23 protein-coding genes and 1 rRNA gene are annotated in these 23,754 nt (G+C 59.2%); 14 read left to right on the top strand and 10 right to left on the bottom strand.

The genetic code is table 11. From position 1 onward, the window contains the following. Positions 1–224: 224 nt before the first annotated feature. The 4 genes from KW838_RS07965 (at position 225) to trpE (ending at position 4,529) form a co-directional block, all read left to right on the top strand. Positions 225–1,373: an iron-containing alcohol dehydrogenase gene (locus tag KW838_RS07965; RefSeq protein ID WP_218500848.1), complete on the top strand. Its 1,149-nt coding sequence runs from the start codon at positions 225–227 to the stop codon at positions 1,371–1,373. A 115-nt stretch (positions 1,374–1,488) separates the two neighbouring features. After that, entirely contained in the window at positions 1,489–2,163 is a 675-nt protein-coding gene (gene rpe, locus KW838_RS07960) for a ribulose-phosphate 3-epimerase (protein ID WP_007980198.1), read from the top strand. Next, positions 2,160–2,978, top strand: coding sequence for a phosphoglycolate phosphatase (locus KW838_RS07955; protein ID WP_218500847.1), 819 nt, complete (start codon positions 2,160–2,162; stop codon positions 2,976–2,978). The genes rpe and KW838_RS07955 overlap by 4 nt, the downstream gene beginning before the upstream one ends. Before the next feature lie 69 nt (positions 2,979–3,047). Then, positions 3,048–4,529: an anthranilate synthase component I gene (gene trpE, locus KW838_RS07950; RefSeq protein WP_095964072.1), complete on the top strand. Its 1,482-nt coding sequence runs from the start codon at positions 3,048–3,050 to the stop codon at positions 4,527–4,529. 208 nt (positions 4,530–4,737) lie between these two features. Here trpE and estP read toward each other — a convergent pair whose 3' ends face one another. After that, entirely contained in the window at positions 4,738–6,648 is a 1,911-nt protein-coding gene (gene estP, locus KW838_RS07945; protein ID WP_218500846.1) for an esterase EstP, read from the bottom strand. 408 nt (positions 6,649–7,056) lie between these two features. Here estP and KW838_RS07940 point away from each other — a divergent pair, with 408 nt between their 5' ends. The 4 genes from KW838_RS07940 (at position 7,057) to KW838_RS07925 (ending at position 10,343) form a co-directional block, all read left to right on the top strand. After that, entirely contained in the window at positions 7,057–7,650 is a 594-nt protein-coding gene (locus KW838_RS07940; protein ID WP_102700199.1) for an aminodeoxychorismate/anthranilate synthase component II, read from the top strand. Positions 7,651–7,659: 9 nt separating this feature from the next. Then, positions 7,660–8,709 carry an anthranilate phosphoribosyltransferase gene (trpD, locus tag KW838_RS07935; protein ID WP_102700200.1) on the top strand — a complete coding sequence of 350 codons (1,050 nt, stop codon included), beginning with the start codon at positions 7,660–7,662 and terminating at the stop codon, positions 8,707–8,709. Beyond that, positions 8,706–9,542, top strand: a complete 837-nt coding sequence (gene trpC / locus KW838_RS07930) for an indole-3-glycerol phosphate synthase TrpC (RefSeq protein ID WP_218500845.1) — start codon at positions 8,706–8,708, stop codon at positions 9,540–9,542. Before trpD ends, trpC begins: the two co-directional genes overlap by 4 nt. A gap of 99 nt (positions 9,543–9,641) precedes the next feature. Next, a complete protein-coding gene (locus tag KW838_RS07925) occupies positions 9,642–10,343 on the top strand; it encodes a lipoate--protein ligase family protein (RefSeq protein WP_218500844.1) in 702 nt (233 codons plus the stop codon). A gap of 9 nt (positions 10,344–10,352) precedes the next feature. On the opposite strand, the gene crp is transcribed toward KW838_RS07925, so the two are convergent. Then, the gene (crp, locus tag KW838_RS07920; protein ID WP_102700203.1) at positions 10,353–10,997 is read right to left on the bottom strand and encodes a cAMP-activated global transcriptional regulator CRP; all 645 of its coding nucleotides are present in this window, start codon (positions 10,995–10,997) and stop codon (positions 10,353–10,355) included. A 224-nt stretch (positions 10,998–11,221) separates the two neighbouring features. Between crp and KW838_RS07915 the strand changes: the two genes are divergently transcribed. Continuing rightward, complete coding sequence (locus KW838_RS07915) at positions 11,222–11,644, top strand: OsmC family protein (protein WP_003176451.1); 423 nt, start codon at positions 11,222–11,224, stop codon at positions 11,642–11,644. A gap of 239 nt (positions 11,645–11,883) precedes the next feature. Beyond that, positions 11,884–12,675: an adenosylmethionine decarboxylase gene (gene speD, locus KW838_RS07910; RefSeq protein WP_007980189.1), complete on the top strand. Its 792-nt coding sequence runs from the start codon at positions 11,884–11,886 to the stop codon at positions 12,673–12,675. Between the two features lie 117 nt (positions 12,676–12,792). On the opposite strand, the gene coq7 is transcribed toward speD, so the two are convergent. The 6 genes from coq7 to hemJ all read right to left on the bottom strand — a co-directional run bounded on the left by coq7 (position 12,793) and on the right by hemJ (position 17,357). Then, complete coding sequence (gene coq7, locus KW838_RS07905) at positions 12,793–13,440, bottom strand: 2-polyprenyl-3-methyl-6-methoxy-1,4-benzoquinone monooxygenase (protein ID WP_007980187.1); 648 nt, start codon at positions 13,438–13,440, stop codon at positions 12,793–12,795. A 158-nt stretch (positions 13,441–13,598) separates the two neighbouring features. Further along, the gene (locus tag KW838_RS07900) at positions 13,599–13,937 is read right to left on the bottom strand and encodes a histidine triad nucleotide-binding protein (protein ID WP_095964066.1); all 339 of its coding nucleotides are present in this window, start codon (positions 13,935–13,937) and stop codon (positions 13,599–13,601) included. An 80-nt stretch (positions 13,938–14,017) separates the two neighbouring features. Continuing rightward, positions 14,018–14,806: an SDR family oxidoreductase gene (locus KW838_RS07895; RefSeq protein ID WP_033048446.1), complete on the bottom strand. Its 789-nt coding sequence runs from the start codon at positions 14,804–14,806 to the stop codon at positions 14,018–14,020. A gap of 61 nt (positions 14,807–14,867) precedes the next feature. Next, on the bottom strand, positions 14,868–15,833 hold the full coding sequence (locus KW838_RS07890; RefSeq protein ID WP_218500843.1) for a DUF805 domain-containing protein: 966 nt from the start codon (positions 15,831–15,833) through the stop codon (positions 14,868–14,870). Between the two features lie 93 nt (positions 15,834–15,926). After that, positions 15,927–16,895, bottom strand: a complete 969-nt coding sequence (locus KW838_RS07885; protein WP_218500842.1) for a nitronate monooxygenase family protein — start codon at positions 16,893–16,895, stop codon at positions 15,927–15,929. A 33-nt stretch (positions 16,896–16,928) separates the two neighbouring features. Beyond that, complete coding sequence (hemJ, locus tag KW838_RS07880; RefSeq protein ID WP_007980176.1) at positions 16,929–17,357, bottom strand: protoporphyrinogen oxidase HemJ; 429 nt, start codon at positions 17,355–17,357, stop codon at positions 16,929–16,931. Between the two features lie 135 nt (positions 17,358–17,492). On the opposite strand from hemJ, the gene argC reads away from it, so the two are divergent. Both argC and erpA read left to right on the top strand, forming a co-directional pair. After that, positions 17,493–18,527 (top strand): N-acetyl-gamma-glutamyl-phosphate reductase, encoded by a 1,035-nt coding sequence (gene argC, locus KW838_RS07875; RefSeq protein ID WP_007980174.1) that lies wholly within the window; start codon positions 17,493–17,495, stop codon positions 18,525–18,527. A gap of 166 nt (positions 18,528–18,693) precedes the next feature. After that, positions 18,694–19,044 carry an iron-sulfur cluster insertion protein ErpA gene (gene erpA, locus KW838_RS07870; protein ID WP_007906865.1) on the top strand — a complete coding sequence of 117 codons (351 nt, stop codon included), beginning with the start codon at positions 18,694–18,696 and terminating at the stop codon, positions 19,042–19,044. 68 nt (positions 19,045–19,112) lie between these two features. Here erpA and KW838_RS07865 read toward each other — a convergent pair whose 3' ends face one another. Further along, the gene (locus KW838_RS07865; RefSeq protein WP_218500841.1) at positions 19,113–20,204 is read right to left on the bottom strand and encodes an anhydro-N-acetylmuramic acid kinase; all 1,092 of its coding nucleotides are present in this window, start codon (positions 20,202–20,204) and stop codon (positions 19,113–19,115) included. Between the two features lie 3 nt (positions 20,205–20,207). After that, positions 20,208–21,632, bottom strand: coding sequence for a peptidoglycan DD-metalloendopeptidase family protein (locus tag KW838_RS07860; protein ID WP_218500840.1), 1,425 nt, complete (start codon positions 21,630–21,632; stop codon positions 20,208–20,210). A gap of 211 nt (positions 21,633–21,843) precedes the next feature. Here KW838_RS07860 and tyrS point away from each other — a divergent pair, with 211 nt between their 5' ends. Continuing rightward, positions 21,844–23,043, top strand: coding sequence for a tyrosine--tRNA ligase (tyrS, locus tag KW838_RS07855; protein WP_102700209.1), 1,200 nt, complete (start codon positions 21,844–21,846; stop codon positions 23,041–23,043). A gap of 494 nt (positions 23,044–23,537) precedes the next feature. After that, positions 23,538–23,754: ribosomal RNA gene (locus KW838_RS07850) — 16S ribosomal RNA — on the top strand; the annotation flags it as partial.

The following is a 23,754-nucleotide window of genomic DNA, read 5'->3' as shown; positions in this document are numbered from 1 at the left end:
AGCCACGCCCCGATCACCTGTAGGAGCGAGCCTGCTCGCGATGGTCGTCAACGATAACGCTGGAAGCCTGACACCCAGCGGCGTTTTCAAGTCCATCGCGAGCAAGCTCGCTCCTACATGGGTTCTCCAGTGTCTGTTCGGTCATTCACGACCCGAATGGCAGACAAACCCCAATCCCCAGCTACTATTGTGCCCAGCTCCCCTACCTATAAGAGGCTGCGCACATGAGTCTTTCCTCTTTCAAGATCGCTCACAAACTGATCACCGGCGCAGGTGCCATCGAGCAGCTGTCCGCCGAGCTGGCGCGTCTGGACATTGATAATCCGCTGATCGTCACCGATGCCGCCCTGGTCAAGTCCGGTACGGTAGAACTGGCGCTGGCGCAGTTGGGCGAACGCAGCTACGAGATTTTCGACCGGGTACTGCCGGACCCGGAAATTGCCATCGTCGAAGATTGCATGCAGGTGTATCGCGAGGGCGGGCATGACGGCCTGATCGGCCTGGGCGGCGGCAGTGCCATCGACATTGCCAAGAGCGTGGCGGCCTATGCCGGATACCACGGTGCGCTGGAGGATCTGTTCGGTATCGATCAGGTCCCGCGCAAAGGCCCGCCGCTGATCGCCATCCCGACCACGGCCGGCACTGGTTCGGAAGTGACCAACGTCGCCATCCTTTCCGACAAGGTCGCGCAACTGAAAAAGGGCATCGTCAGCGACTACCTGTTGCCGGATGTGGCGCTGGTCAGTCCGCAAATGACCCTGACCTGTCCGCGCAGCGTCACGGCGGCCAGCGGCGTCGATGCACTGGTGCATGCCATCGAGTCCTATCTGTCGGTCAATGCCTCGCCGATTACCGATGCCCTGGCCATCGGCGCCATCAAGTTGATCGCCAAGGCCCTGCCCAAGGCCTACGCCAATCCGTCGAACCTGCAAGCCCGGGAAGACATGGCCACCGCCAGCCTGATGGCCGGCATGGCGTTCGGCAATGCCGGGGTCGGCGCGGTGCATGCGCTGGCGTATCCGTTGGGCGGACGCTTCAACATTGCCCATGGCGTGAGTAATGCCTTGCTACTGCCCTATGTCATGACCTGGAGCAAGATGGCCTGCATCGAACGGATGCAGGATATCGCCGAGGCCATGGGCGTGAAGACTGCTCATCTGAGTGTCAACGAAGCGGCTGACAAAGCCGTGCAAGCCATGACCGAGCTGTGTGCCGCCGTGGAAATTCCCCAGGGCCTGCGCAGTTTCGGTGTACCCGAGGACGCCATCGCGTCCATGGCCGTGGAAGCGGCGGGGATCGAGCGCCTGATGCGCAATAACCCGCGCAAGTTGAGTGCCGTCGATATCGAGAAGATCTATCGCGCGGCGTACTAGAGACTCTGCCGTTGATGGATGATGGCAAGGTCCAATCATCGCGCTCACGGTGCGCGCGTCAAAGCATGAGGTATACAATGCGCGCCATCGTGATTCTGCTCAGAAAAGGTGCGTCATGCAGCCCTTCGTAATTGCTCCGTCGATTCTCTCCGCCGACTTCGCCCGCCTGGGTGAAGAAGTGGACAACGTCCTGGCCGCCGGCGCCGACTTCGTGCATTTCGATGTCATGGATAATCACTACGTACCGAACCTGACCATCGGCCCGATGGTCTGCTCGGCACTGCGCAAGTACGGCGTGACCGCGCCGATCGACGCGCACCTGATGGTCAGCCCGGTGGACCGCATCGTCGGCGACTTCATCGAAGCCGGTGCGACCTACATCACCTTCCACCCGGAAGCCACCCAGCACGTCGACCGCTCCCTGCAACTGATCCGCGAAGGCGGCTGCAAGTCGGGCCTGGTGTTCAACCCGGCGACCCCGCTGGACGTCCTCAAGTACGTGATGGACAAGGTCGACATGATCCTCCTGATGAGCGTCAACCCGGGCTTCGGTGGGCAGAAGTTCATCCCCGGTACCCTCGACAAACTGCGTGAAGCGCGGGCCTTGATCGATGCGTCGGGCCGTGACATTCGCCTGGAAATCGACGGCGGTGTGAACGTCAACAACATTCGCGAAATCGCGGCGGCTGGCGCTGACACCTTCGTCGCCGGTTCGGCCATCTTCAATGCGCCGAACTATCAGGAAGTCATCGACAAGATGCGCTCCGAACTGGCGCTGGCTCGCCCATGAGTGGCTTTGAGCAGCTGTTCCCGGGGCAATTGCCACGGCTGGTGATGTTCGATCTGGACGGCACGTTGATCGATTCGGTCCCGGACCTGGCAGTGGCTGTGGACAAGATGCTGCTCAATCTCGGTCGCCAACCCGCCGGCCTGGAAGCAGTGCGCGAATGGGTCGGCAATGGCGCGCCGGTACTGGTGCGTCGTGCGCTGGCCGGCGGCATCGATCATTCGGCGGTCGATAACGCCGAGGCCGAACGGGCGCTGGAGTATTTCATGCAGGCCTATAGCGAGGGCCATGAGCTGACGGTGGTTTACCCCGGCGTGCGCGATACCCTCAAATGGCTGCAAAAGCAGGGTGTCGAGATGGCGCTGATCACCAACAAGCCGGAGCGTTTCGTCGCGCCGCTGCTGGATCAGATGAAGATCGGCCGTTATTTCCGCTGGATCATCGGCGGCGACACCCTGCCACAGAAAAAACCCGATCCGGCCGCGCTGTTTTTCGTGATGAAAATGGCCAACATTCCGGCTTCGCAGTCGTTGTTCGTCGGCGATTCACGCAGCGATGTGCTGGCGGCGAAAGCGGCGGGGGTCAAGTGTGTGGCCCTGAGCTACGGCTATAACCACGGCCGGCCAATCGCCGAAGAGTCGCCGGCGCTGGTGATCGACGACCTGCGCAAACTAATTCCCGGTTGCCTGGATCCGGCCGCTGAGATAACGTTGGCCGACGCTGTCAAACCCCCTTCTGGAAACGCCATCGTGGTGGTCACTCGCAAACTCTGGATGAAAGTCATCAAGGCCCTGGCCCGCTGGCGTTGGCGCGCCTGACTTGATCCTGGCCGGTTTCCGGCGCGTTTGCATACCTGACTGTTCGACCCTCAAGCCACGAGGCACCTCATGATCCGCGAAGAATTCCTGCGTTTGGCCGCTGCCGGCTACAACCGCATTCCGCTTGCCTGCGAAACCCTGGCCGACTTCGACACGCCGCTGTCGATCTACCTGAAGCTGGCCGACGAGCCCAATTCCTACTTGCTGGAGTCCGTACAGGGCGGCGAGAAGTGGGGCCGTTACTCGATCATCGGCCTGCCGTGCCGCACTGTGCTGCGGGTTCACGACCATCACGTCAGCGTGACCGTCGACGGCGTCGAGACCGAAAGCCACGACGTGGAAGACCCGCTGGCCTTCGTCGAAACCTTCAAGGCCCGCTACAACGTGCCGACCATCGCCGGCCTGCCGCGTTTCAACGGCGGCCTGGTGGGCTACTTCGGTTATGACTGCGTGCGTTACGTGGAGAAGCGTCTGGGCAAATGCCCGAACCCGGATCCGCTGGGCGTGCCGGACATTCTGCTGATGGTCTCCGACGCCGTCGTGGTGTTCGACAACCTCGCTGGCAAGATGCACGCCATCGTCCTGGCCGACCCGGCGCAGGAAGATGCCTTCGAGCAGGGCCGCGCGCGCCTGGAAGAGCTGCTGGAAAAACTGCGCCAGCCAATCACACCGCGCCGTGGCCTGGACTTCAGCCAGCAACAATCGGCTGACCCGGTATTCCGCTCCAGCTTCACCCAGGACGATTACGAAAAAGCGGTCGATACCATCAAGGAATACATCCTGGCCGGTGACTGCATGCAGGTCGTGCCGTCCCAGCGCATGTCGATCGACTTCAAGGCTGCGCCGATCGATCTGTACCGCGCGCTGCGCTGCTTCAACCCGACGCCTTACATGTACTTCTTCAACTTTGGCGACTTCCACGTCGTCGGCAGTTCGCCGGAAGTGCTGGTGCGGGTCGAAGACAACCTGATTACCGTGCGCCCGATTGCCGGCACCCGCCCACGCGGGGCCAATGAAGAAGCTGACCTGGCACTGGAAAAAGACCTGCTGTCGGACGACAAGGAAATCGCCGAACACTTGATGCTGATCGACCTCGGTCGCAACGACACCGGTCGCGTCTCGGAAATCGGCTCGGTGAAGCTCACCGAGAAAATGGTCATCGAGCGTTATTCCAACGTGATGCACATCGTGTCCAACGTTACCGGGCAACTAAAGGCCGGGCTGACGGCAATGGATGCGCTGCGGGCAATTCTGCCGGCGGGCACCTTGTCTGGCGCGCCGAAGATTCGCGCGATGGAAATCATCGACGAACTGGAGCCGGTCAAGCGTGGCGTCTACGGCGGTGCGGTCGGTTACTTCGCCTGGAACGGCAACATGGACACCGCGATTGCGATCCGCACGGCGGTGATCAAGAACGGCGAGCTGCACGTGCAGGCCGGTGGCGGCATCGTCGCCGACTCGGTACCGGCATTGGAATGGGAAGAAACCCTGAACAAGCGCCGCGCAATGTTCCGCGCCGTGGCCCTGGCCGAACAAACCCCGAACACCTGAGTTCACCGCTAGCCCTGTGGCGAGGGAGCTTTTGTGGCGAGGGGGCTTGCCCCCGTTGGGTCGCAAAGCGGCCCCCTGCATTCGTTCAGGCGACAGCGTTTACGACTGCTTCCCAGCCGAACGCGAGCAAGCTCGCTCGCCACAATAAGTGTTCAGCATAAAAAAACGCGGCGCCTGTGAGGGCGCCGCGTTTTTTATTGCCTGACCATCAGAAGTCCAGCGCAACACCTACGTTGATGCCTTGTTGGGTGAAGTCATCGTCCCTGCGAATGTTGTAGCTGGCGCGCAATGCCAGGTCGCGGGTGAGGTTATGGCTCACCCCCAGGTTCACACGCTGCAAGTGGCTTTGCGGGGTGTAGCCTTCCAGCGTGAACTGGTTGTTCGGCAGGCTGTTGAGGTTGATGCCCACGTCCTGGGTATCGTCGTTGTACTCACGCTCGATTGCCGCTTCGCCGAACACCTGGGTTTGCGGGGTGATCTGGTATTTGCCCTGCAGGCCAGCACCCAGGCGCCGGGAAATCACTTCCTGATCGGCAAAGGTCAGCGCCGTGGAATCGTTGCCGTCCTCCGAGTAGCCGTCGACTTTCGCCTTGGAGAAATCAGCGCTGATAAACGGCGACACGTGCCAAGGGCTGCTGGCATGTTGTGCAATGTCGTAACCCAGGCGAGCGCTGAAGGCTTCGATGTAGCCGCTGGTATCGCCTTTTTCACTGCGTTCGTTGACACCCAACTGGAACTTGCGCTTGAGGCTGTCGTAATCCAGATGGCCGGCCGTCAACGCCACGTCAGCCCAGACACGGTTTTGCTGGTATTGGGCGAATGCCGTGCCCAGGTAAGCGTTGAGCTTGTAGTCGGAGTCGTTGCTGCCGGCTTCGAGTTTCTGGTTATAGAAACCCGCCGCCAGGCCGACGCGCCAGGCATCATCGATGCGGTAGCTGCCACCGATGTTCAGGTTGGCTCCGTTGCCGTCGGCACTGACCGCGCTGTCCTGGCTGTCAAAGTCCTGATGCTGTCCGCCGCCAGAAACAATGGCTCGCCATTGGCCGACGCCCTGCCAGTTTTGCCAATCGGCCAGCCACTGGTTGCGCAATTCATCCTGATGCGCGCGCACGGTGCCCTGGGCCATTTCCGGCAGTAATGTCAGCTCCCACGGTGCTGCCAACAGGGAGTACGCGTAGTCGGCAATCAGACGCTGCCCGGCTTCTGTGGGGTGCACGGAGTCGTTGTAGATCAGTTTGGTCGGGTCCGGCGTGGCGCTGTTGATGCCGTAACGGGCATTCTCGGTACAACCGTTGCCGCTGAAGCAGGTGGTGATGAGGTTCTGGTCGGTGGCCAGGCCAAACTGCGCCGGGTTGGCGAACGTCTCTTTGAGCAGTACCGGAATGTTGAGCGGGATGACTTCGGCATTGATGTTCTGCAGTCGGCTTACCAGTTCACTGTTGAACTGGGCACTGAGTTGGGACGTGAACGCTTGCAGCGGGGTGCCGTTGAAAGCCGGGGTAAAGCCGATATCGGGCAGCAACCAGACCATGACGTATTTGGCGCCGGCGGTTTGCAGCGTTTGCACGCTGTCGGCCAGTCGGTCGGCGGCGGCACTGGCCTGGGGCAGGCTGGTGACGCGACCTTGCAGGAAGTCGTTACCACCACCCGACAGGTAATACAGTGCGTTCGGGTCGGCACGGAAGTTGTTCGACGGCAGGTATCCGGCGCGGGTGCGTTCGCCGGTGGCGGAAACGCTGGTGATCGAATCCAGGATCTGATCCGTGCGGTAACCGCCGACGGCCCAGTTGTTGCCATCGGGCTGGCCATTGTTGGCACGCACCGCCGAAGATGATGACGCGGTCTGGTCCGCTGAGAACCCGAGTTTTCCACCCAGTATCTGCGTGGAATTGAGCGAGCGGACTTCGCCGCTGCCATCCAGATATACCGGTCCTGTCCGGTTGGTAAAGCGCTGCGTCGCCCCGGCAGGCCCGCCGGTGTCGGCAAAGGTCCCGGCGTCGTTGAGGCTGTCCCCGAAGACCACGAAATTTGTATAAGGATTGGGTGCGGCGTTCGCCTGGGCGCATGCCATCGCGAGCAAGCATCCTGCGAGCGGTACAAACAACGACTGTTTGATCATGAGCAAGTCCGTTTATTTATTGTTGTAGTGAACGAAACGACAGTACCAAAAACTTTCGGCCTTTTGCCATCTGTCGCGAAGCCTTTGATAGTTTCGCGGGCAGTAGCCCCGGCGATATTGCACGCTCTGCCCAGCTAAGTTACTGTGCCGGGACGTACGAACGAGACCTTCCCCGTGTTGATCATCAGCAAACTCCTGGATCAAGTCATCAAGGCACACGCCCGCTGGCGTTGGCGCGCCTGAATTCTTTTGCCGGCCTCGCCGGACCTGTACCGCTTCGCCTTCTTTACCTGTTTGAAATGCCGCTTTGCTGGCGCTACTCCAGCACCTGACAAAGCGCAGCGCTCTGCGGGTCAATCATTCGAAGGCCATCTTTAAAGTCAGTGAATTCAAGAGGTTCTTAACGCCATGTTGCTGATGATCGATAACTACGACTCCTTTACCTACAACGTTGTGCAGTACCTGGGCGAGCTCGGCTCCCAGGTCAAAGTCGTGCGCAACGATGAACTGACCATCGCTGAAATCGAAGCCCTCAATCCAGAGCGCATCGTGGTGTCCCCCGGTCCTTGCACCCCGACCGAAGCCGGCATCTCGATTGAAGCGATCAAGCATTTCGCCGGCAAACTGCCGATTCTTGGCGTCTGCCTGGGTCACCAATCCATTGGCCAAGCCTTTGGTGGCGATGTGGTGCGCGCCCGTCAAGTGATGCACGGTAAGACTAGTCCGGTATTTCACGAGGACAAGGGTGTATTCGCAGGCCTGAATCGTCCGCTGACGGTGACCCGCTATCATTCATTGATCGTCAAGCGCGAAACCCTGCCCGATTGCCTGGAGCTGACGGCCTGGACCCAGCTTGAAGACGGCTCGATCGACGAGATCATGGGCCTGCGTCACAAGACCCTGAACATCGAGGGCGTGCAGTTCCACCCTGAATCGATCCTCACCGAGCAGGGCCACGAACTGTTCGCCAACTTCCTCAAACAAACCGGCGGCACGCGCTAAGGACTTATCATGAACATCAAGACAGCCCTGGGCCGTATCGTCGATCACCTCGACCTCAGCACCGATGAAATGCGCGATGTGATGCGCGAAATCATGACCGGGCAATGCACGGACGCACAGATTGGTGCGTTCATGATGGCCATGCGCATGAAGAGCGAAAGCATCGACGAAATCGTCGGTGCGGTGTCGGTGATGCGCGAACTGGCGGACAAGGTCGAACTCAAGACCCTCGACGGTGTGGTCGATGTGGTGGGCACCGGCGGCGACGGCGCCAATATCTTCAACGTGTCGACTGCTTCCGCTTTCGTGGTTGCCGCTGCTGGCTGCACCGTGGCCAAGCATGGCAACCGTGCAGTCTCGGGCAAAAGCGGCAGCGCCGATCTGCTGGAGGCGGCCGGCATCTACCTGAACCTGACGCCGGTGCAAGTGGCGCGCTGCATTGACAACGTCGGTATTGGTTTCATGTTTGCCCAGACTCACCACAGCGCCATGAAGCACGCCGCAGGTCCGCGCAAGGATCTGGGGCTGCGAACGCTGTTCAACATGCTCGGCCCGCTTACGAATCCGGCCGGTGTGAAGCATCAGGTGGTAGGCGTATTCACCCAGGCCTTGTGCCGGCCGCTGGCGGAAGTGTTGCAGCGTCTGGGTAGCAAGCATGTGCTGGTGGTGCATTCGAAGGATGGCCTGGACGAATTCAGCCTGGCTGCACCGACTTTTGTCGCTGAGCTGAAGGATGGCCAGATCACCGAGTATTGGGTCGAGCCCGAAGACCTGGGCATGAAGAGCCAGAGCCTGCACGGCCTGGCAGTGGAAAGCCCGGCGGCGTCCCTGGAGCTGATTCGCGATGCCCTGGGCAAGCGCAAGACCGAGAACGGTCAGAAAGCGGCCGAAATGATCATGCTCAATGCCGGTGCCGCACTGTATGCGGCCGACCATGCCAGCAGTTTGAAAGAGGGAGTTGCACTTGCGCACGATGCGCTGCACACCGGTCTTGCTCGAGAAAAGCTAGAGGAATTGGGTGCATTTACCGCGGTATTCAAAGTGGAGAATGAAGGATGAGTGTACCGACGGTTCTGGAAAAGATTCTGGCACGCAAAGTTGAGGAAGTGGCCGAGCGTAGCGCTCGCGTCAGCCTCGCCGAGCTGGAAAACCTGGCCAAGACGGCCGATGCACCTCGTGGTTTTGCCAAGGCATTGCTGGCTCAGGCCAAGCTGAAGCAACCGGCAGTCATTGCTGAAATCAAGAAAGCTTCCCCGAGCAAAGGTGTGATCCGTCAGAATTTCGTTCCCGCCGATATCGCCAGAAGCTACGAGAAGGGCGGTGCGACCTGCCTGTCGGTACTCACCGACATCGACTACTTCCAGGGCGCCGATGCGTACCTGCAGCAGGCCCGCGCAGCGTGCCAACTGCCGGTGATCCGCAAGGACTTCATGATCGATCCTTACCAGATCGTCGAAGCCCGTGCCCTGGGTGCCGATTGCGTGCTGTTGATCGTGTCCGCGCTGGATGACGTGAAAATGGCCGAGCTGGCGGCCGTGGCCAAAAGCGTCAACCTTGATGTGCTGGTGGAAGTCCACGACGGCGATGAGCTGGAGCGGGCTTTGAAAACCCTCGATACTCCGCTGGTCGGCGTGAACAACCGCAACCTGCACACCTTCGACGTCAGCCTGGAAACCACCCTCGACCTGTTGCCGCGGATTCCGCGCGATCGTCTGGTCATCACCGAGAGCGGCATTCTCAACCGCGCCGATGTCGAACTGATGGAAATCAGCGACGTCTACGCGTTCCTGGTCGGCGAAGCATTCATGCGCGCCGAAAGCCCGGGTACCGAATTGCAGCGACTGTTCTTCCCCGAGCGTGGCGTTCCAGTCAGCGGCTCGACCCTCGACTAAACACATCTTCACAGGCAAACCGCTTCCACTGTGGGAGCGGGCTTGCCCGCGAAGAGGCCCGCAAATCCCCTAGAGACCTCAGGTCTGTCGGAGCCTTCCATGTCGCTGCCAACCTCCCTGACCATCGAAGCCGGCCTGCAGGCCGAACAAGATCTGTTGGCCTCGGTGTGCGCCGGCGACGCGGAGTTCGGCCTGCTGTTCTGGCAACCGAGCGATCAGGCATTGGTCATGCCGCGCCGCTTGAATCGCTTGCCGGGTTTCGAGGCTGCCTGTGAAGTGTCGGCAGCAGCAGGTTGGCCGGTGCTGCTGCGCGATACCGGCGGCGAACCGGTTCCACAATCCGCCACAACGATCAATATCGCCCTGGTTTACGCGCCTCCACGCAGCGAAGGTGATTTGAACCGCATCGAAACCGGTTACCGGCGCCTCTGCGACCCTATCTGCCAGTTGCTGGATGAATTGGGTGGCACGTCGTCCCTTGGCGAAATCGACGGTGCGTTCTGCGATGGCCGCTTCAACGTCAACCTCGACGGGCGCAAAATGGTTGGCACCGCCCAGCGCTGGCGCCAGAGCCAGGGTGGCCAGCGTCCGGTGGGCCTGGTGCACGGTGCGATGTTGATGGATGACGAACGGGCGTCAATGGTCGCCGCGGTCAATCGCTTCAACGAGGCCTGTAGTCTGGAGCAACGAGTACGCGCCGAAAGCCACATCGCATTGCATGAGAAGTTCACGGCACCCGATGCACTGGCGCGCCTCGACGAACTCTATCGGTTGATGCTGGCACAGATGTTCAGCGGCTAGGTTTCGAGCCTAACGCGTACCGAAGACCACCATGGTCTTGCCTTTGACGTCCACCAGGTTGCGTTCTTCCAGATCCTTGAGCACGCGACCGACCATCTCCCGGGAACAACCGACAATCCGCCCGATTTCCTGACGGGTTACCTTGATTTGCATGCCATCGGGGTGGGTCATGGCGTCTGGCTGTTTACACAGCTCCAGCAGGCAGCGGGCAACGCGGCCGGTCACGTCAAAGAATGCCAGGTCACCGACCTTGCGTGTGGTGTTGCGCAGGCGCTGTGCGATTTGTCCGCTGAGGACGTAAAGAATGTCCGGATCCTGCTGGGACAGCTCGCGGAATTTTGCGTAGCTGATTTCCGCAACTTCGCATTCGACCTTGGCCCGCACCCAGGCACTGCGCTCCTGCTCAAGGCCGGCTTGCTCAAACAGGCCCAACTCACCGAAAAAGTCCCCGGCGTTCAGGTAGGAAATAATCATTTCCCGCCCATCGTCATCCTCGATCAGGATGGTGACTGAGCCTTTGATGATGAAGAACAGCGTTTCCGAGCGGTCACCAGCACAAATGATGTTGCTCTTGGCCTGATAGCGGCGGCGCTGGCAATGCATCAACAGCTTGTCGAGGTTCTTGATCTTGGGGTTGGGGGCAATAGCAACCATGGTTGTATCCCGAAAAGACTGCACGGTGTGGTTTTTATAAATAGCGAACGCTGGAGTGAGGCTGGCCATGCGCCATTGAATTGGCGTCAGCTTACCAGACACTTCCTGAAATATTCGAGCATTTACCTACAAGGCAGTGGGATATGTCCTAGGACGCCGGGCGCTGTCAATCTCGGGGGCTGTGCTAAGCTGGCGACCCTTTTTTATACAGTGGAGTCTTGGCGATGAAGGCACGCATCCAATGGGCTGGCGAAGCCATGTTCCTCGGCGAATCCGGTAGCGGTCATGTCGTGGTCATGGACGGTCCGCCCGAGGCCGGCGGACGTAACCTGGGTGTCCGGCCGATGGAAATGCTGCTGCTGGGTGTCGGCGGTTGCAGCAATTTCGATGTGGTCAGTATCCTCAAGAAGTCCCGCCAGGCCGTCGAGAGCTGCGAAGCCTTCCTCGAAGCCGAGCGCGCGACCGAAGATCCAAAGGTTTTCACCAAGATCCACATGCACTTCGTGGTCAAGGGCCGCGGGCTGAAAGAGGCCCAGGTCAAACGCGCCATCGAATTGTCTGCCGAGAAGTATTGCTCGGCCTCGATCATGCTCGGCGCGGCTGGCGTGGCAATTACCCACGACTACGAGATCATCGAACTCGGTTGAATCGACATTCAACTATCATAAATGCAGTGCAGACTCTGGCGAACACAAGCTGACGTCTGCATAATGCGCCACTTTTTTCAGGGTAGTGGCCCGTCAGCCGACAGGCCTCGCACCCGAACAGACAACCAAAATCGCCATCGCGAAGAGGTGTTAACCGTCCTACGCAGGTGCGTTGTTCGCATCTGACGGGCATGCTTGATCACGCGGCCGGGCCGCAAACACATAGAGAGTTTTTAACGGTGAAAAGCAAACTCAAGCTCCACGGGTTCAATAACCTGACAAAGACCTTGAGCTTCAACATCTATGACATCTGCTACGCGGAAACCCCGCAAGACCAGCAGGCATACGTCGAGTACATCAATAAAGAGTACAACGCGAAACGCCTGACGCAGATCCTCACGGAAGTTGTCGATATCATTGGTGCCAACATCCTGAACATTGCCAGTCAGGACTATGAGCCGCAGGGCGCCAGCGTCACGATCCTGATCTCCGAAGAGCCGGTAACCCCGACCGACAGTCAGATCGAAGAGTCTCCGGGCCCGCTGCCCGAAATCATTCTGGCCCACCTCGACAAGAGCCACATCACGGTGCACACCTACCCGGAAATCCATCCGGTCAGCGGTATTGCAACCTTCCGTGTGGACATCGACGTGTCGACTTGCGGGGTCATTTCACCGCTTAAAGCGCTCAACTTCCTGATTCACCAGTTCGATTCGGACATCGTGACCGTGGACTACCGTGTGCGCGGCTTCACCCGTGACGTTGAAGGCAAAAAGCACTTCATCGACCACGAGATCAACTCGATCCAGAACTACCTCTCCGATGACACTCGCGACGCGTACCAGATGACCGACGTGAACGTGTACCAGGAAAACCTGTTCCACACCAAAATGCTGCTGAAGAACTTCGAACTGGATAACTACCTGTTCGGTGACGCCACCAGCAACCTGTCCTCTGAGCAACGCGCCCAGGTGACCGAGCGGGTGAAACACGAAATGCTCGAAATCTTCTACGCGCGCAACATGGCGTAAGATTCTCGAACACAAAAAAGGCGACTCCCTCACGGCAGTCGCCTTTTTTATTGCCCAAGTGCAGCCCCTATGGGAGCGGGCTTGCCCGCGAAGAGGCCCTCACAGGCGACCGGGAAATCAGATCCGGTAAGTACTCTTGGTCATCACCTTGGCCATCAGACTCATCCCGAACTTCACCGGCGCCGGAAAGCGGAACCCGCCAGCCTCCAGCGCGCTTTCGGCATGCTGTTCTTCATCGATACGCATCTGCTCAAGAATCGCCCGGGATTTTTCATCCTCGGCCGGCAATTGCTCCAGGTGTTCGTTCAGGTGTTTGCACACCTGGTCTTCCGTTGCCGCCACGAAGCCCAGGCTGACTTTGTCGCTGATCAGGCCGGCCACAGCGCCAATTCCGAACGACATGCCATAAAACAGCGGATTGAGGATGCTGGTGTGGCTACCCAGTTGATGGATGCGTTGTTCGCACCAGACCAGATGATCGATTTCTTCTTCGGCGGCATGTTCCATGGCGGCACGCACCTGCGGCAGTCTGGCAGTCAGCGCCTGCCCCTGATACAGCGCCTGGGCGCAGACTTCGCCGGTATGGTTGATGCGCATCAGGCCGGCAACGTGGCGCGTGTCTTCGTCGCTCATTTTTGCATCGGGCTGCACGATGGCCGGCGACGGACGGTACGGCTGGCCGCTGAAGGGCAGCAGGGTGCGCATCGCGGCATCGGCTTGCAGCAGAAGGCGGTCAATGGGCGAGTAGTGACGTTGGGTAGTCATGCTGACCTCCGGGGAGAATTTCGGCGGCCAGTTTAACCCAATCGGCCGGGGATGGTTTGCGCTGGGTCAAAAGCGAAAAAAGATCGCAGCCTTCGGCAGCTCCTACAGAGATCGGTGTAGGAGCTGCCGAAGGCTGCGATCTTTGAGGGCTTGGCGAATCAGCCCGGCGGCCAGTGCATCTGGCGCTGGCCAAGCACGTGCATATGAATGTGGTAGACGGTTTGCCCGCCTTCTTCATTGCAGTTCATGACGACGCGGAAGCCTTTTTCGCAGCCCAGTTCCAAGGCCAGGCGCTGGGCGGTGAACAGAATGTGTCCGGCCAGTGTCTTGTCGTCCTCCGTCAGATCGTTCAGGGTGCGAACCGGCTTCTTCGGGATCACCAGGAAATGTACCGGTGCCTGTGGGGAAATGTCGTGGAAGGCCAGTACCTGGTCGTCCTCGTAAATGATCTTCGCCGGGATTTCCCGGTTGATGATCTTGGTGAACAGAGTATCCACAGCTGTTTTCTCCGTTGTTTGGGCTGGCCTGAGTGTACTCATGGCGTATGCCGGCGCCCAGCCTTTTACCTTGAGTTGGATCAGCGCGGGCAGTAGGCCTTGTTGACCATGCCGGCGATTGTGCGAGTCAGCCAGCGTGAGCCGAGCCTTGGCAGGAAGGCGAACCAGCGGTTGCGCCGCCCCGGAATAATGATCGCTTGATTCTTTTCCAGGGCGCGCACGGTGTAGAGCGCCACTTCCTCGGGGCTCATCAGCAGTTTGCTGTTGGTCAGTTTGTCGCTGTCGAGTTGCGCGGTACGGAAGAACGCTGTGCGGGTCGGCCCAGGGCAGAGCACCGAAACCTTGATCGCGCACTTTTTCAGCTCGACGCGCAATCCCTCGGAAAAGTGCAGCACATACGCCTTGCTGGCGTAATAGGTGCTCATCCACGGTCCCGGCTGAAACGCTGCCACCGAGGCCACATTCAGAATCTGCCCACCGCCTTGTAGGGCCATGCTGTTGCCGATGGCATGGCACAGGCGGGTGAGGGCGAGGATGTTCACTTCGATCAGGTCTTGCTCGGTCATCCAGTCCTGGGCCAGAAACGGGCCGCATGTACCGATGCCGGCGCAATTGACTAACAGATCGATCTGCCGGTCGCCTTCTTCCAGCTCCAGCAGGAATCCTGACAGGCGCAACGGTTCGCCCAGGTCACAGGCACGGAACAGCACTTCCACGCCGAACCTTTGGGTCAATTCAATCGCAATGCTTTCCAGCTGATCACGTTGTCGGGCCACCAGAATCAGGCTGCGGCCGCGCCGGGCCAGCGCTTCGGCCATTGCCAGGCCGATGCCGCTGGAGGCGCCAGTGATCAGAGCGTAACGGGTCATGCAGTTCTCCATCGCAACAGCTCCGCGCCGCGACGCAGGTGTCACGGGCCAGGAGCGCTGTTCATTCTTTCGCAGAGTCTACAGGGGGCTGGGCCTCTTCGGCTGCATCGTCGGCGGAATTTGGCACTGGTTCGACTTCGACGTCGATTTCATCGGTGGTGACCGAACTGCTGTCGTAGCTGCTCTGGGCCGCGCTTTCGTATTCTTCCTGTATCGCCGAGAGACCACCGGCCAGGGAGCCGACCAGGATCAGTGCGATGACGACCAGCCACAGCGAAGACAATACTTTGACCGCAGTACTGTTTGGCGGAGGCGGTGGACCGTAGCGGTTGGCCAGTTCGTTGCCCGGTACGACCATGGTCACGAACGGAAAGAAAGTACCCACAAACGGCACCAGGTTCAGCAGCCACAGCCAGCCGGACCAGCCGACATCGTGCAATCGTTGAACGGTGATCTGGATGCTGACGAAGGCAAATCCGACAAACAGGATCAGGGCCAGCAAGCCGCCCAGGATCAGGCCGGCGGTTGAATCCGCACCGATGAGGGCCAGGGCGACCAATGCAAACACCCCGCAAACAGCCGAGAGCACCAGTGTCAGCACCAGCGTCCAGGCGAGGTAACGCAAGCGACCGATACGGCCATCGAAACTGAATGGCTTGAGCGTGGCGAATTCTGCCACGGCTTCGCCGACGGGCGCGCGAGGCGGAGCGTATGGAGACTGCGGTTCTGCCAATGCCGCCTGGCTGCTGGCCGGAGTATGGTCATGCACGTCGGCGAGGTTCAACTCGATCGGTGTTTCGGCTTCGATGCGCGCGTCGATACCGGTCTTGCTCAGCGCCTGGAGATAGGTCTGGGCATCGGCCTGCGACAGGTTGCGTTTGAGCGCTACCGGGCGCCCGGTGAACAAGCGCTCGATGGCTGTGACATCGCTTTTGAATAAATCGGCGAGATTGAGCTTTGCCGTGGTGATGTCGACACCGGGCAGCAAGGCACCTTCGAAGATGATCTTGAAACGATTTTCGCCCATGTGCGAGGCATCCTTGTCGCGAGAGGTTGAAAGAAGAAGATTGTGCCCAGGTAAGTGTAGGGCCAGCCGGGAGGGGCTGGCCAAGATTTACTGTCAGCGCGGCCAGCGTTTTGGCAGCTGGGCGGCATGCTCCAGGGCCTGGCGGTACTCGGCGTCGAGACGTGCAATCAACTGCTCGACACTCGGCAAGTCCTCGATTTCTCCCACGCCCTGGCCTGCAGACCAAACGGTTTTCCAGGCTTTGGCCTCATCGCTTACGGGTTTGAGCTTGGCACCGAAGTTGATCTCGCCCTTGCCCTGTAACGCGGCCATGTCGAAACCGGCGGCTTCCAGGCTCTGGCGCATGAAACTCGCGGGGACACCTGACACGGCTGGCGTATGGATGATGTCTGCGGCTTTGGATGTCAGCAGCATTTCTTTGTAGGCCTCGGGTGCGTGACTTTCGGTCGTGCCGATAAACCGAGTGCCAAAGTAGGCCAGGTCCGCGCCGAGCAATTGCGCGGCAAGAATTTCATGCCCGTGATTCAGGCAGCCGGCCAGCAACAGGGTCTTGTCGAAGAACTGGCGGATTTCGGCAATCAATGAGAACGGGCTCCATGTCCCGGCGTGTCCGCCGGCCCCGGCAGCCACGGCGATCAATCCATCCACGCCGGCTTCGGCCGCTTTCTCGGCATGACGACGTGTCGTCACATCATGGAACACCAGGCCGCCGTAGCTGTGCACCGCATCGACCAGTTCTTTCACGGCGCCGAGGCTGGTGATCACGATCGGCACTTTGTGCTCTACACAGATCTCCAGGTCCGCCTGTAAACGTGGATTGCTGTTATGCACGATCAGGTTCACGGCATAAGGCGCGGGGTTTTCCATGGTTGCCAGCCCGGCTTCGATCTCTTCCAGCCAGGCCTTGAAGCCGCTGCTTTCGCGCTGGTTCAGCGCCGGGAAGCTGCCGACCACGCCCTGACGACAACAGGCGAGTACCAATTGCGGATTGGAAATCAGGAACATCGGCGCAGCCACCACAGGCAGACGCAAACGTTGTTCGAGCAGAGCGGGCAGCGACATTGGAAGTACCCCGGTGAGTTGTGTCTATTGGGTTTAGAACGGCCGAACGACGACCAGAATTACGATTGCCAGCAATATCAGAACCGGAACCTCATTGAACCAGCGATAAAAGACATGGCTGCGGGTGTTTTCGCCACGGGCAAAACGTTTTACCTGGGCGCCGCACATGTGGTGATAGCCGATCAGCAACACGACCAGGGTCAGTTTGGCGTGTATCCAGCCACCCTGGCTGAAGATGCCTGGGTTGAGGTAGATGAGCCAGCCGCCGAAGATCAGCGTGGCGATCATCGCCGGGCCCATTATGCCCCGGTACAGCTTGCGCTCCATGACACTGAAGCGTTCCTTGCTGATCGTGTCTTCGCTTTGAGCGTGGTAAACGAACAGGCGCGGCAGGTAGAACAGGCCGGCAAACCAGCAGACGACGCTGACGATATGAAGCGCTTTGAGCCACAGATAAAGCATTTTTGGTTATTCCCCAATTCACGGTAGTGGGAATAGTAGAGGCTTGAGCGTCCGCACGTCACCTTGACGGTTGTCGCAGGGGCGCGCGGCCCCTATTATCGACGGCTTTCCAGTGGGTTCGTTGAGGGCAGGTTTATGGTCAAGGTCGGTATCGTCGGCGGCACGGGTTACACCGGTGTCGAACTGCTGCGTCTGTTGGCGCAACATCCGCAAGCTGAGGTGGTTGTCATCACTTCCCGATCCGAGGCTGGCCTGGCCGTAGCCGACATGTACCCGAACCTGCGAGGCCATTACGACGGCCTGGCGTTCAGCGTTCCGGACATCAAGACCCTGGGCGCCTGCGATGTGGTGTTCTTCGCCACGCCGCACGGTGTTGCCCATGCCCTGGCGGGCGAATTGCTGGCGGCCGGGACCAAGGTCATCGACCTGTCGGCCGACTTCCGTCTGCAAGACGCCGATGAATGGGCCAAGTGGTACGGGCAGCCGCACGGTGCACCGGAGTTGTTGGACGAAGCGGTCTACGGCTTGCCGGAAGTCAATCGCGAGCAGATCAAGAAAGCGCGCCTGATTGCCGTGCCGGGCTGCTACCCAACTGCCACGCAGTTGGGTTTCCTGCCATTGCTCGAAGCCGGCCTGGCCGATGCTGCGCATCTGATTGCCGACTGCAAATCCGGTGTCAGCGGTGCCGGTCGTGGTGCTTCCGTAGGTTCGCTGTACTCCGAGACGTCGGAAAGCATGAAGGCCTATGCGGTCAAAGGCCACCGTCATCTGCCGGAAATCCGCCAGGGGTTGCGTCGTGCCGCAGGCAAGGACGTCGGGCTGACCTTCGTTCCGCACCTGACACCGATGATTCGCGGCATTCACTCGACGCTCTACGCCACTGTTGTCGATCGCTCGGTGGACCTGCAGGCGTTGTTTGAAAAGCGTTATGCCAATGAGCCGTTCGTCGATGTCATGCCGGCCGGCAGCCATCCGGAGACGCGTAGCGTGCGGGGGGCCAACGTCTGCCGTATTGCCGTGCATCGCCCTCAGGACGGTGACCTGGTGGTGGTGCTGTCGGTGATCGACAACCTGGTCAAGGGGGCGTCGGGTCAGGCCGTGCAGAACATGAACATTCTGTTCGGGCTGGATGAGCGTCTGGGGCTCTCGCACGCAGGCATGCTGCCGTAAGGTTTATCGCGTACAGCAAAAGGCCCGTCTGACGGGCCTTTTTGCATTCCGGGCCGGCGATCGGATTGGTTGATATACCATAACAATAGTTGACCGCTTTTCTAGGAGAAGCGGATAATGCGCGTCATCACGCAATATGACGGCGTAACGCCGGGAGATAGTCAGCATGAGCGTTGAATCCTTCACCCCCACGGCTTTGCAATTCACCCACGGTGCCGCGCACAAGGTGAAGAGCCTGGTCGATGAAGAGGGGAATGATCGCTTGAAGCTGCGCGTATTCGTTACGGGCGGCGGTTGTTCAGGTTTTCAGTACGGTTTCACTTTCGATGAGGAAGTGGCCGATGACGACACCATCGTCGAACGCGAAGGCGTGAGCCTGGTGGTCGATCCGATGAGCTTCCAGTATCTGGCCGGTGCCGAGGTGGACTACCAGGAAGGTCTGGAAGGTTCGCGCTTCGTCATCAAGAACCCGAATGCGACCACCACCTGTGGCTGCGGTTCTTCGTTCTCGATCTGATCAGCGCACCTGTTTCACAGAACGCCGCACGGCCTCAGGGTCTTGCGGCGTTTTGCTGTGTGGAGGATTTATGCGGGGTAGATGGCGCCGAGTACGCGCAATCCACGGGCACCGGTAACGCTCGGACGGTTGGCCGCGATGCCTTCGAGGCAGCAATGAGCCAGCCACGCGAAGGCCATGGCTTCGACCCAGTCGGGGTCTACACCGTAAGTCGCGGTGCTGCTGACACTGGCGTTTGGCAGCAGGCCGGCCAGGCGGTTCATCAAGGCCGTGTTGTGGGCGCCGCCGCCGCAGACCAGCAGTTCCTGCGTGTCTGCCTGGGCGCTTTGCAGTGACTCGATGATGGTCAGTGCGGTCAGTTCAAGCAGGGTCGCCTGAACATCTTCGGCGCAGAAAGCTGGCAGCTGCGCCAGATGCTGCGTCAGCCATGGCAGGTTGAACACTTCCCGCCCGGTACTCTTCGGGCCTTTGGTCACGAAGAACGGGTCACTCAGTAGCGCATTCAACAGCACCGGTTGAATGTTGCCGCTGGCAGCCCATTGGCCATCACGGTCAAAGTGGTCGCCGCGTTGCTGGTGAATCCAGGCGTCCAGCAGCACATTGCCCGGGCCGCAGTCGAAACCGGCGACCGGCTTGCCGGGCTCGATCAGGCTGAGATTGCTGAAGCCGCCTACGTTCAGTACTGCACGATTCCCGATCCGTTCTTCAAACAGGGCTTCGTGAAAGGCGGGAACCAGCGGTGCACCTTGTCCTCCGGCAGCGACATCGCGGCTGCGGAAGTCGCTGACTACGGTGATGTCGGTCAGCTCCGTCAGCAGGGCCGGGTTGCCGATCTGCACGGTGAAGCCGCGTGCCGGTTCATGGCGGATGGTCTGGCCATGGCTGCCAATGGCACGAATGTCGTCAGGCTTCAGTTGCTGTTGAGTGAGAAGGGTGTGAATCCCTTGGGCTGCCAGTTTCACCCAGTTCTGCTGGGCGATGGCGGAGCGGGCAATTTCGTCCGGGCCGCTGGCGCACAAGCCAAGCAGCTCGGCGCGCAGGGAGTCGGGCATCGGGATGTAGTGGGAGGCGATCAGTCTGATCGCCGGGGCTTGCTCGATCAGCGCGATATCCAGGCCATCAAGGCTGGTCCCGGACATCACACCTATATAGAGCGCCATGACTTAACGCTTGCTCGAAGCCAGCATCGTGGCTTTTTCCTGATCCATGCGCGCCATCAGGGGCTGGCTTTGGGCGAGGAAGCGTGCGCGTTCGGCCTTGGCAATCGGATCGGCCATTGGCAGTTTCTGGCCCAACGGGTCGACGTGCACACCATTGACCTGGAACTCGTAGTGCAGGTGCGGGCCGGTGGAGAGGCCTGTGGTGCCGATATAGCCAATCACCTGGCCTTGTTTCACCGTGCCGCCAGTCTTCACGCCTTTGGCGAAGCCTTGCATGTGGCCGTAGAGCGTGGTGTAGGTATTGCCGTGTTGGAGAACGACGGTATTGCCGTAGCCACCCCGGCGACCGGCCAGCAAGACCTTGCCGTCACCGGCTGCCTTGATCGGCGTGCCGCGCGGTGCTGCGTAGTCGACGCCTTTGTGGGCGCGGATCTTGTTCAGGATCGGGTGTTTGCGGCCCATGGAAAATTTCGAGCTGATGCGGGCGAAGTCCACCGGTGTGCGGATGAATGCCTTGCGCATGCTGTTGCCGTCAGCGGTGTAGTAGCTGCTGTTACCTTGTTTGTTGGTGTAGCGAACGGCGGTGTAGGTCTTGCCGCGGTTGGTAAAGCGCGCCGACAGGATCGGGCCATTACCGACGGCCTTGCCGTTGACCACTTTCTGCTCGTAGATCACGTCGAATTCGTCGCCCTGGCGAATGTCCTGGGCGAAGTCCACGTCGTAGCCAAACACACTGGCCATGTCCATGGTCAGGCTGTGGGACAGGCCCGCTCGGGCCGCGGACTGCGACAGCGAGCTGTTGATCACGCCATGAACATAAGCGGAGCGCACGGTCGGTTTCGCTGTGATGCGATTGAACGTGTAGCCCTTGTCGTTTCTGGTCAGGCTGATGCTTTCGACGTCGTTGAGCTTGCTGTGCAAGTTGGTCAACTGGCCGTCAGGGCTCAGTTCGAATTCAAGTTTTTGGCCACGCTTGAGCTGGCTGAACTGCTTGGCCTGCTTGTCGCTGGCCAGTATTTCATGCACTGCAGTGGCTGGAAGCCCGACTTTCTCGAACAGCGTGGAGAGGGTGTCGCCCTTGGCGACGATCACTTCCCTGTGGCTTGCCGGCTTCTTTTCTTCAACTTCAACGACCGGCGCCGGTTCGGCTTGAGCGGCTTCCTGAGTGTCCTCGGCGCTGTTGTCGATCTGCGCGAAGGGGGATGTTGCAGGCTCATTTGTGGCTTGAGCGACGTCAGCAGCGTCTTGATCTTGTGTCAGTTGTTCAGCAGGACTTTCCAGTTCAAGACTCAGGGTCGTTTTTTTGGCTTCAACATCGCTGGAAGGGAATACCAGGAGCGCCAGGCTGAGAAGGGCGGCGATTCCACTTGCGGCGAGCAGGTGGGTCTTCGGGTAAAGCGGCGGCGCTTTAGACGATTCTTTGGTCATAAGTGGTTTTGACTTTGAAAAAGATGAATTGGAAAAGATGAATGACATGATGAAGATGAAATAACTGTATAAAATATAACCAAATCATCTCTGAAGCAAGTCCGTAGGTGCCCTACCTGCGGATTGGCGTCCGTGCGCCGGGCAAACCTTGTATTTGACGCGCGATCTTGTATGGTTGGTTCCCTTTGAATCTGAGCCTTGCGGGTCTGTTATGAAGTCGGTTGAAGAGCAGCTAGCGCTGATCAAACGTGGTGCGGAAGAACTGTTGGTCGAGTCCGAGCTGATTGAAAAGCTCAAGCGTGGCCAGCCCCTACGTATTAAGGCAGGCTTCGATCCAACGGCTCCGGACCTGCACCTGGGCCACACCGTGCTTATTAACAAGCTGCGTCAGTTCCAGGAGCTGGGGCACCAGGTGATATTCCTGATTGGTGACTTCACCGGGATGATCGGCGATCCGAGCGGCAAGAGTGCTACGCGTCCGCCGCTCACTCGCGAGCAGGTCCTCGAGAATGCCGAGACCTACAAGACTCAGGTCTTCAAGATTCTGGATCCTGCAAAAACCGAAGTGGCCTTCAACTCCACCTGGATGGATCAGATGGGGCCGGCCGACTTCATTCGCCTGACTTCGCAGTACACCGTGGCTCGCATGCTCGAGCGCGATGACTTCGACAAGCGCTACACGACCAATCAGCCAATCGCCATTCACGAGTTCCTCTATCCGCTGGTTCAGGGTTACGACTCGGTAGCTCTGCGCGCAGACGTCGAGCTCGGTGGTACCGATCAGAAGTTCAACCTGCTGATGGGGCGTGAGCTTCAGCGTGGTTATGGCCAGGAGGCTCAGTGCATCTTGACCATGCCGCTGCTTGAAGGCCTGGATGGCGTGAAGAAGATGTCCAAGTCCTTGGGCAACTACGTCGGCATCCAGGAAGCGCCAGGTGTGATGTACAGCAAGCTGGTTTCCATTCCGGATGCGCTGATGTGGCGCTACTTTGAATTGCTCAGCTTCCGCTCCATGGATGAGATCAATGCGTTCCGCGCTGATGTGGAGGCGGGTGCCAATCCGCGCGACATCAAGATCAAGCTGGCTGAAGAGATCGTTGCGCGCTTCCATGGTGAGGAAGCTGCGGCCAATGCCCATCGCGCCGCCGGTAACCGTATGAAGGATGGCGAGCTGCCGGATGATCTGCCGGAAATCGAATTGACTGCTGCCGAGGATATGCCGATCGCTGCCGTCCTTAATAAAGCAGGGCTGGTCAAGAATTCGGCGGTGGCTCGAGATCTCCTGGGTTCCGGTGGTGTGCGTATAGATGGTGAGGTTGTCGATCGCACCTTTATATATGCGCTGGGCGCGACCCATGTTTGCCAGGCCGGGAAGAAGGCATTTGCGCGTATTACGCTCAAGGCTGAATAAAGTTGGAATTAAGTGTTGACGGCGAATTTTAGAAGCCTATAATTCGCCCCACTTCCGGCGCAGTCGAAACGGAAAACTCCTTGATAAACAAAGAGTTACGCAGTTTTCGGCGGCAGGTTGCTTCAGGTCATCGAAGCGCCAAGGAAGTTGAAAAAGAGGTGTTGACAGCAGCGAGTAACGCTGTAGAATTCGCCTCCCGCTGACGAGAGATCGAAAGCGCAAGTGGTTGAAGTTGTTAAGGATTCCTTGAAAACTTCTGTAAAATATCACTTGACAGCAAATGAGGCTGCTGTAGAATGCGCGCCTCGGTTGAGACGAAAGATCTTAACCAACCGCTCTTTAACAACTGAATCAAGCAATTCGTGTGGGTGCTTGTGGAGTCAGACTGCTAGTCAACAGATTATCAGCATCACAAGTTACTCCGCGAGAAATCAAAGATGTAACCAACGATTGCTGAGCCAAGTTTAGGGTTTTCTCAAAACCCAAAGATGTTTGAACTGAAGAGTTTGATCATGGCTCAGATTGAACGCTGGCGGCAGGCCTAACACATGCAAGTCGAGCGGATGACAGGAGCTTGCTCCTGAATTCAGCGGCGGACGGGTGAGTAATGCCTAGGAATCTGCCTGGTAGTGGGGGACAACGTTTCGAAAGGAACGCTAATACCGCATACGTCCTACGGGAGAAAGCAGGGGACCTTCGGGCCTTGCGCTA

The organism is Pseudomonas sp. PDM27 (genome assembly GCF_019219205.1).
Taxonomy (GTDB): Bacteria; Pseudomonadota; Gammaproteobacteria; order Pseudomonadales; family Pseudomonadaceae; genus Aquipseudomonas; species Aquipseudomonas laurylsulfatiphila.
Note: the sequence above shows the minus strand (reverse complement) of the source record. Positions and strands in the feature narration are given on the sequence as shown.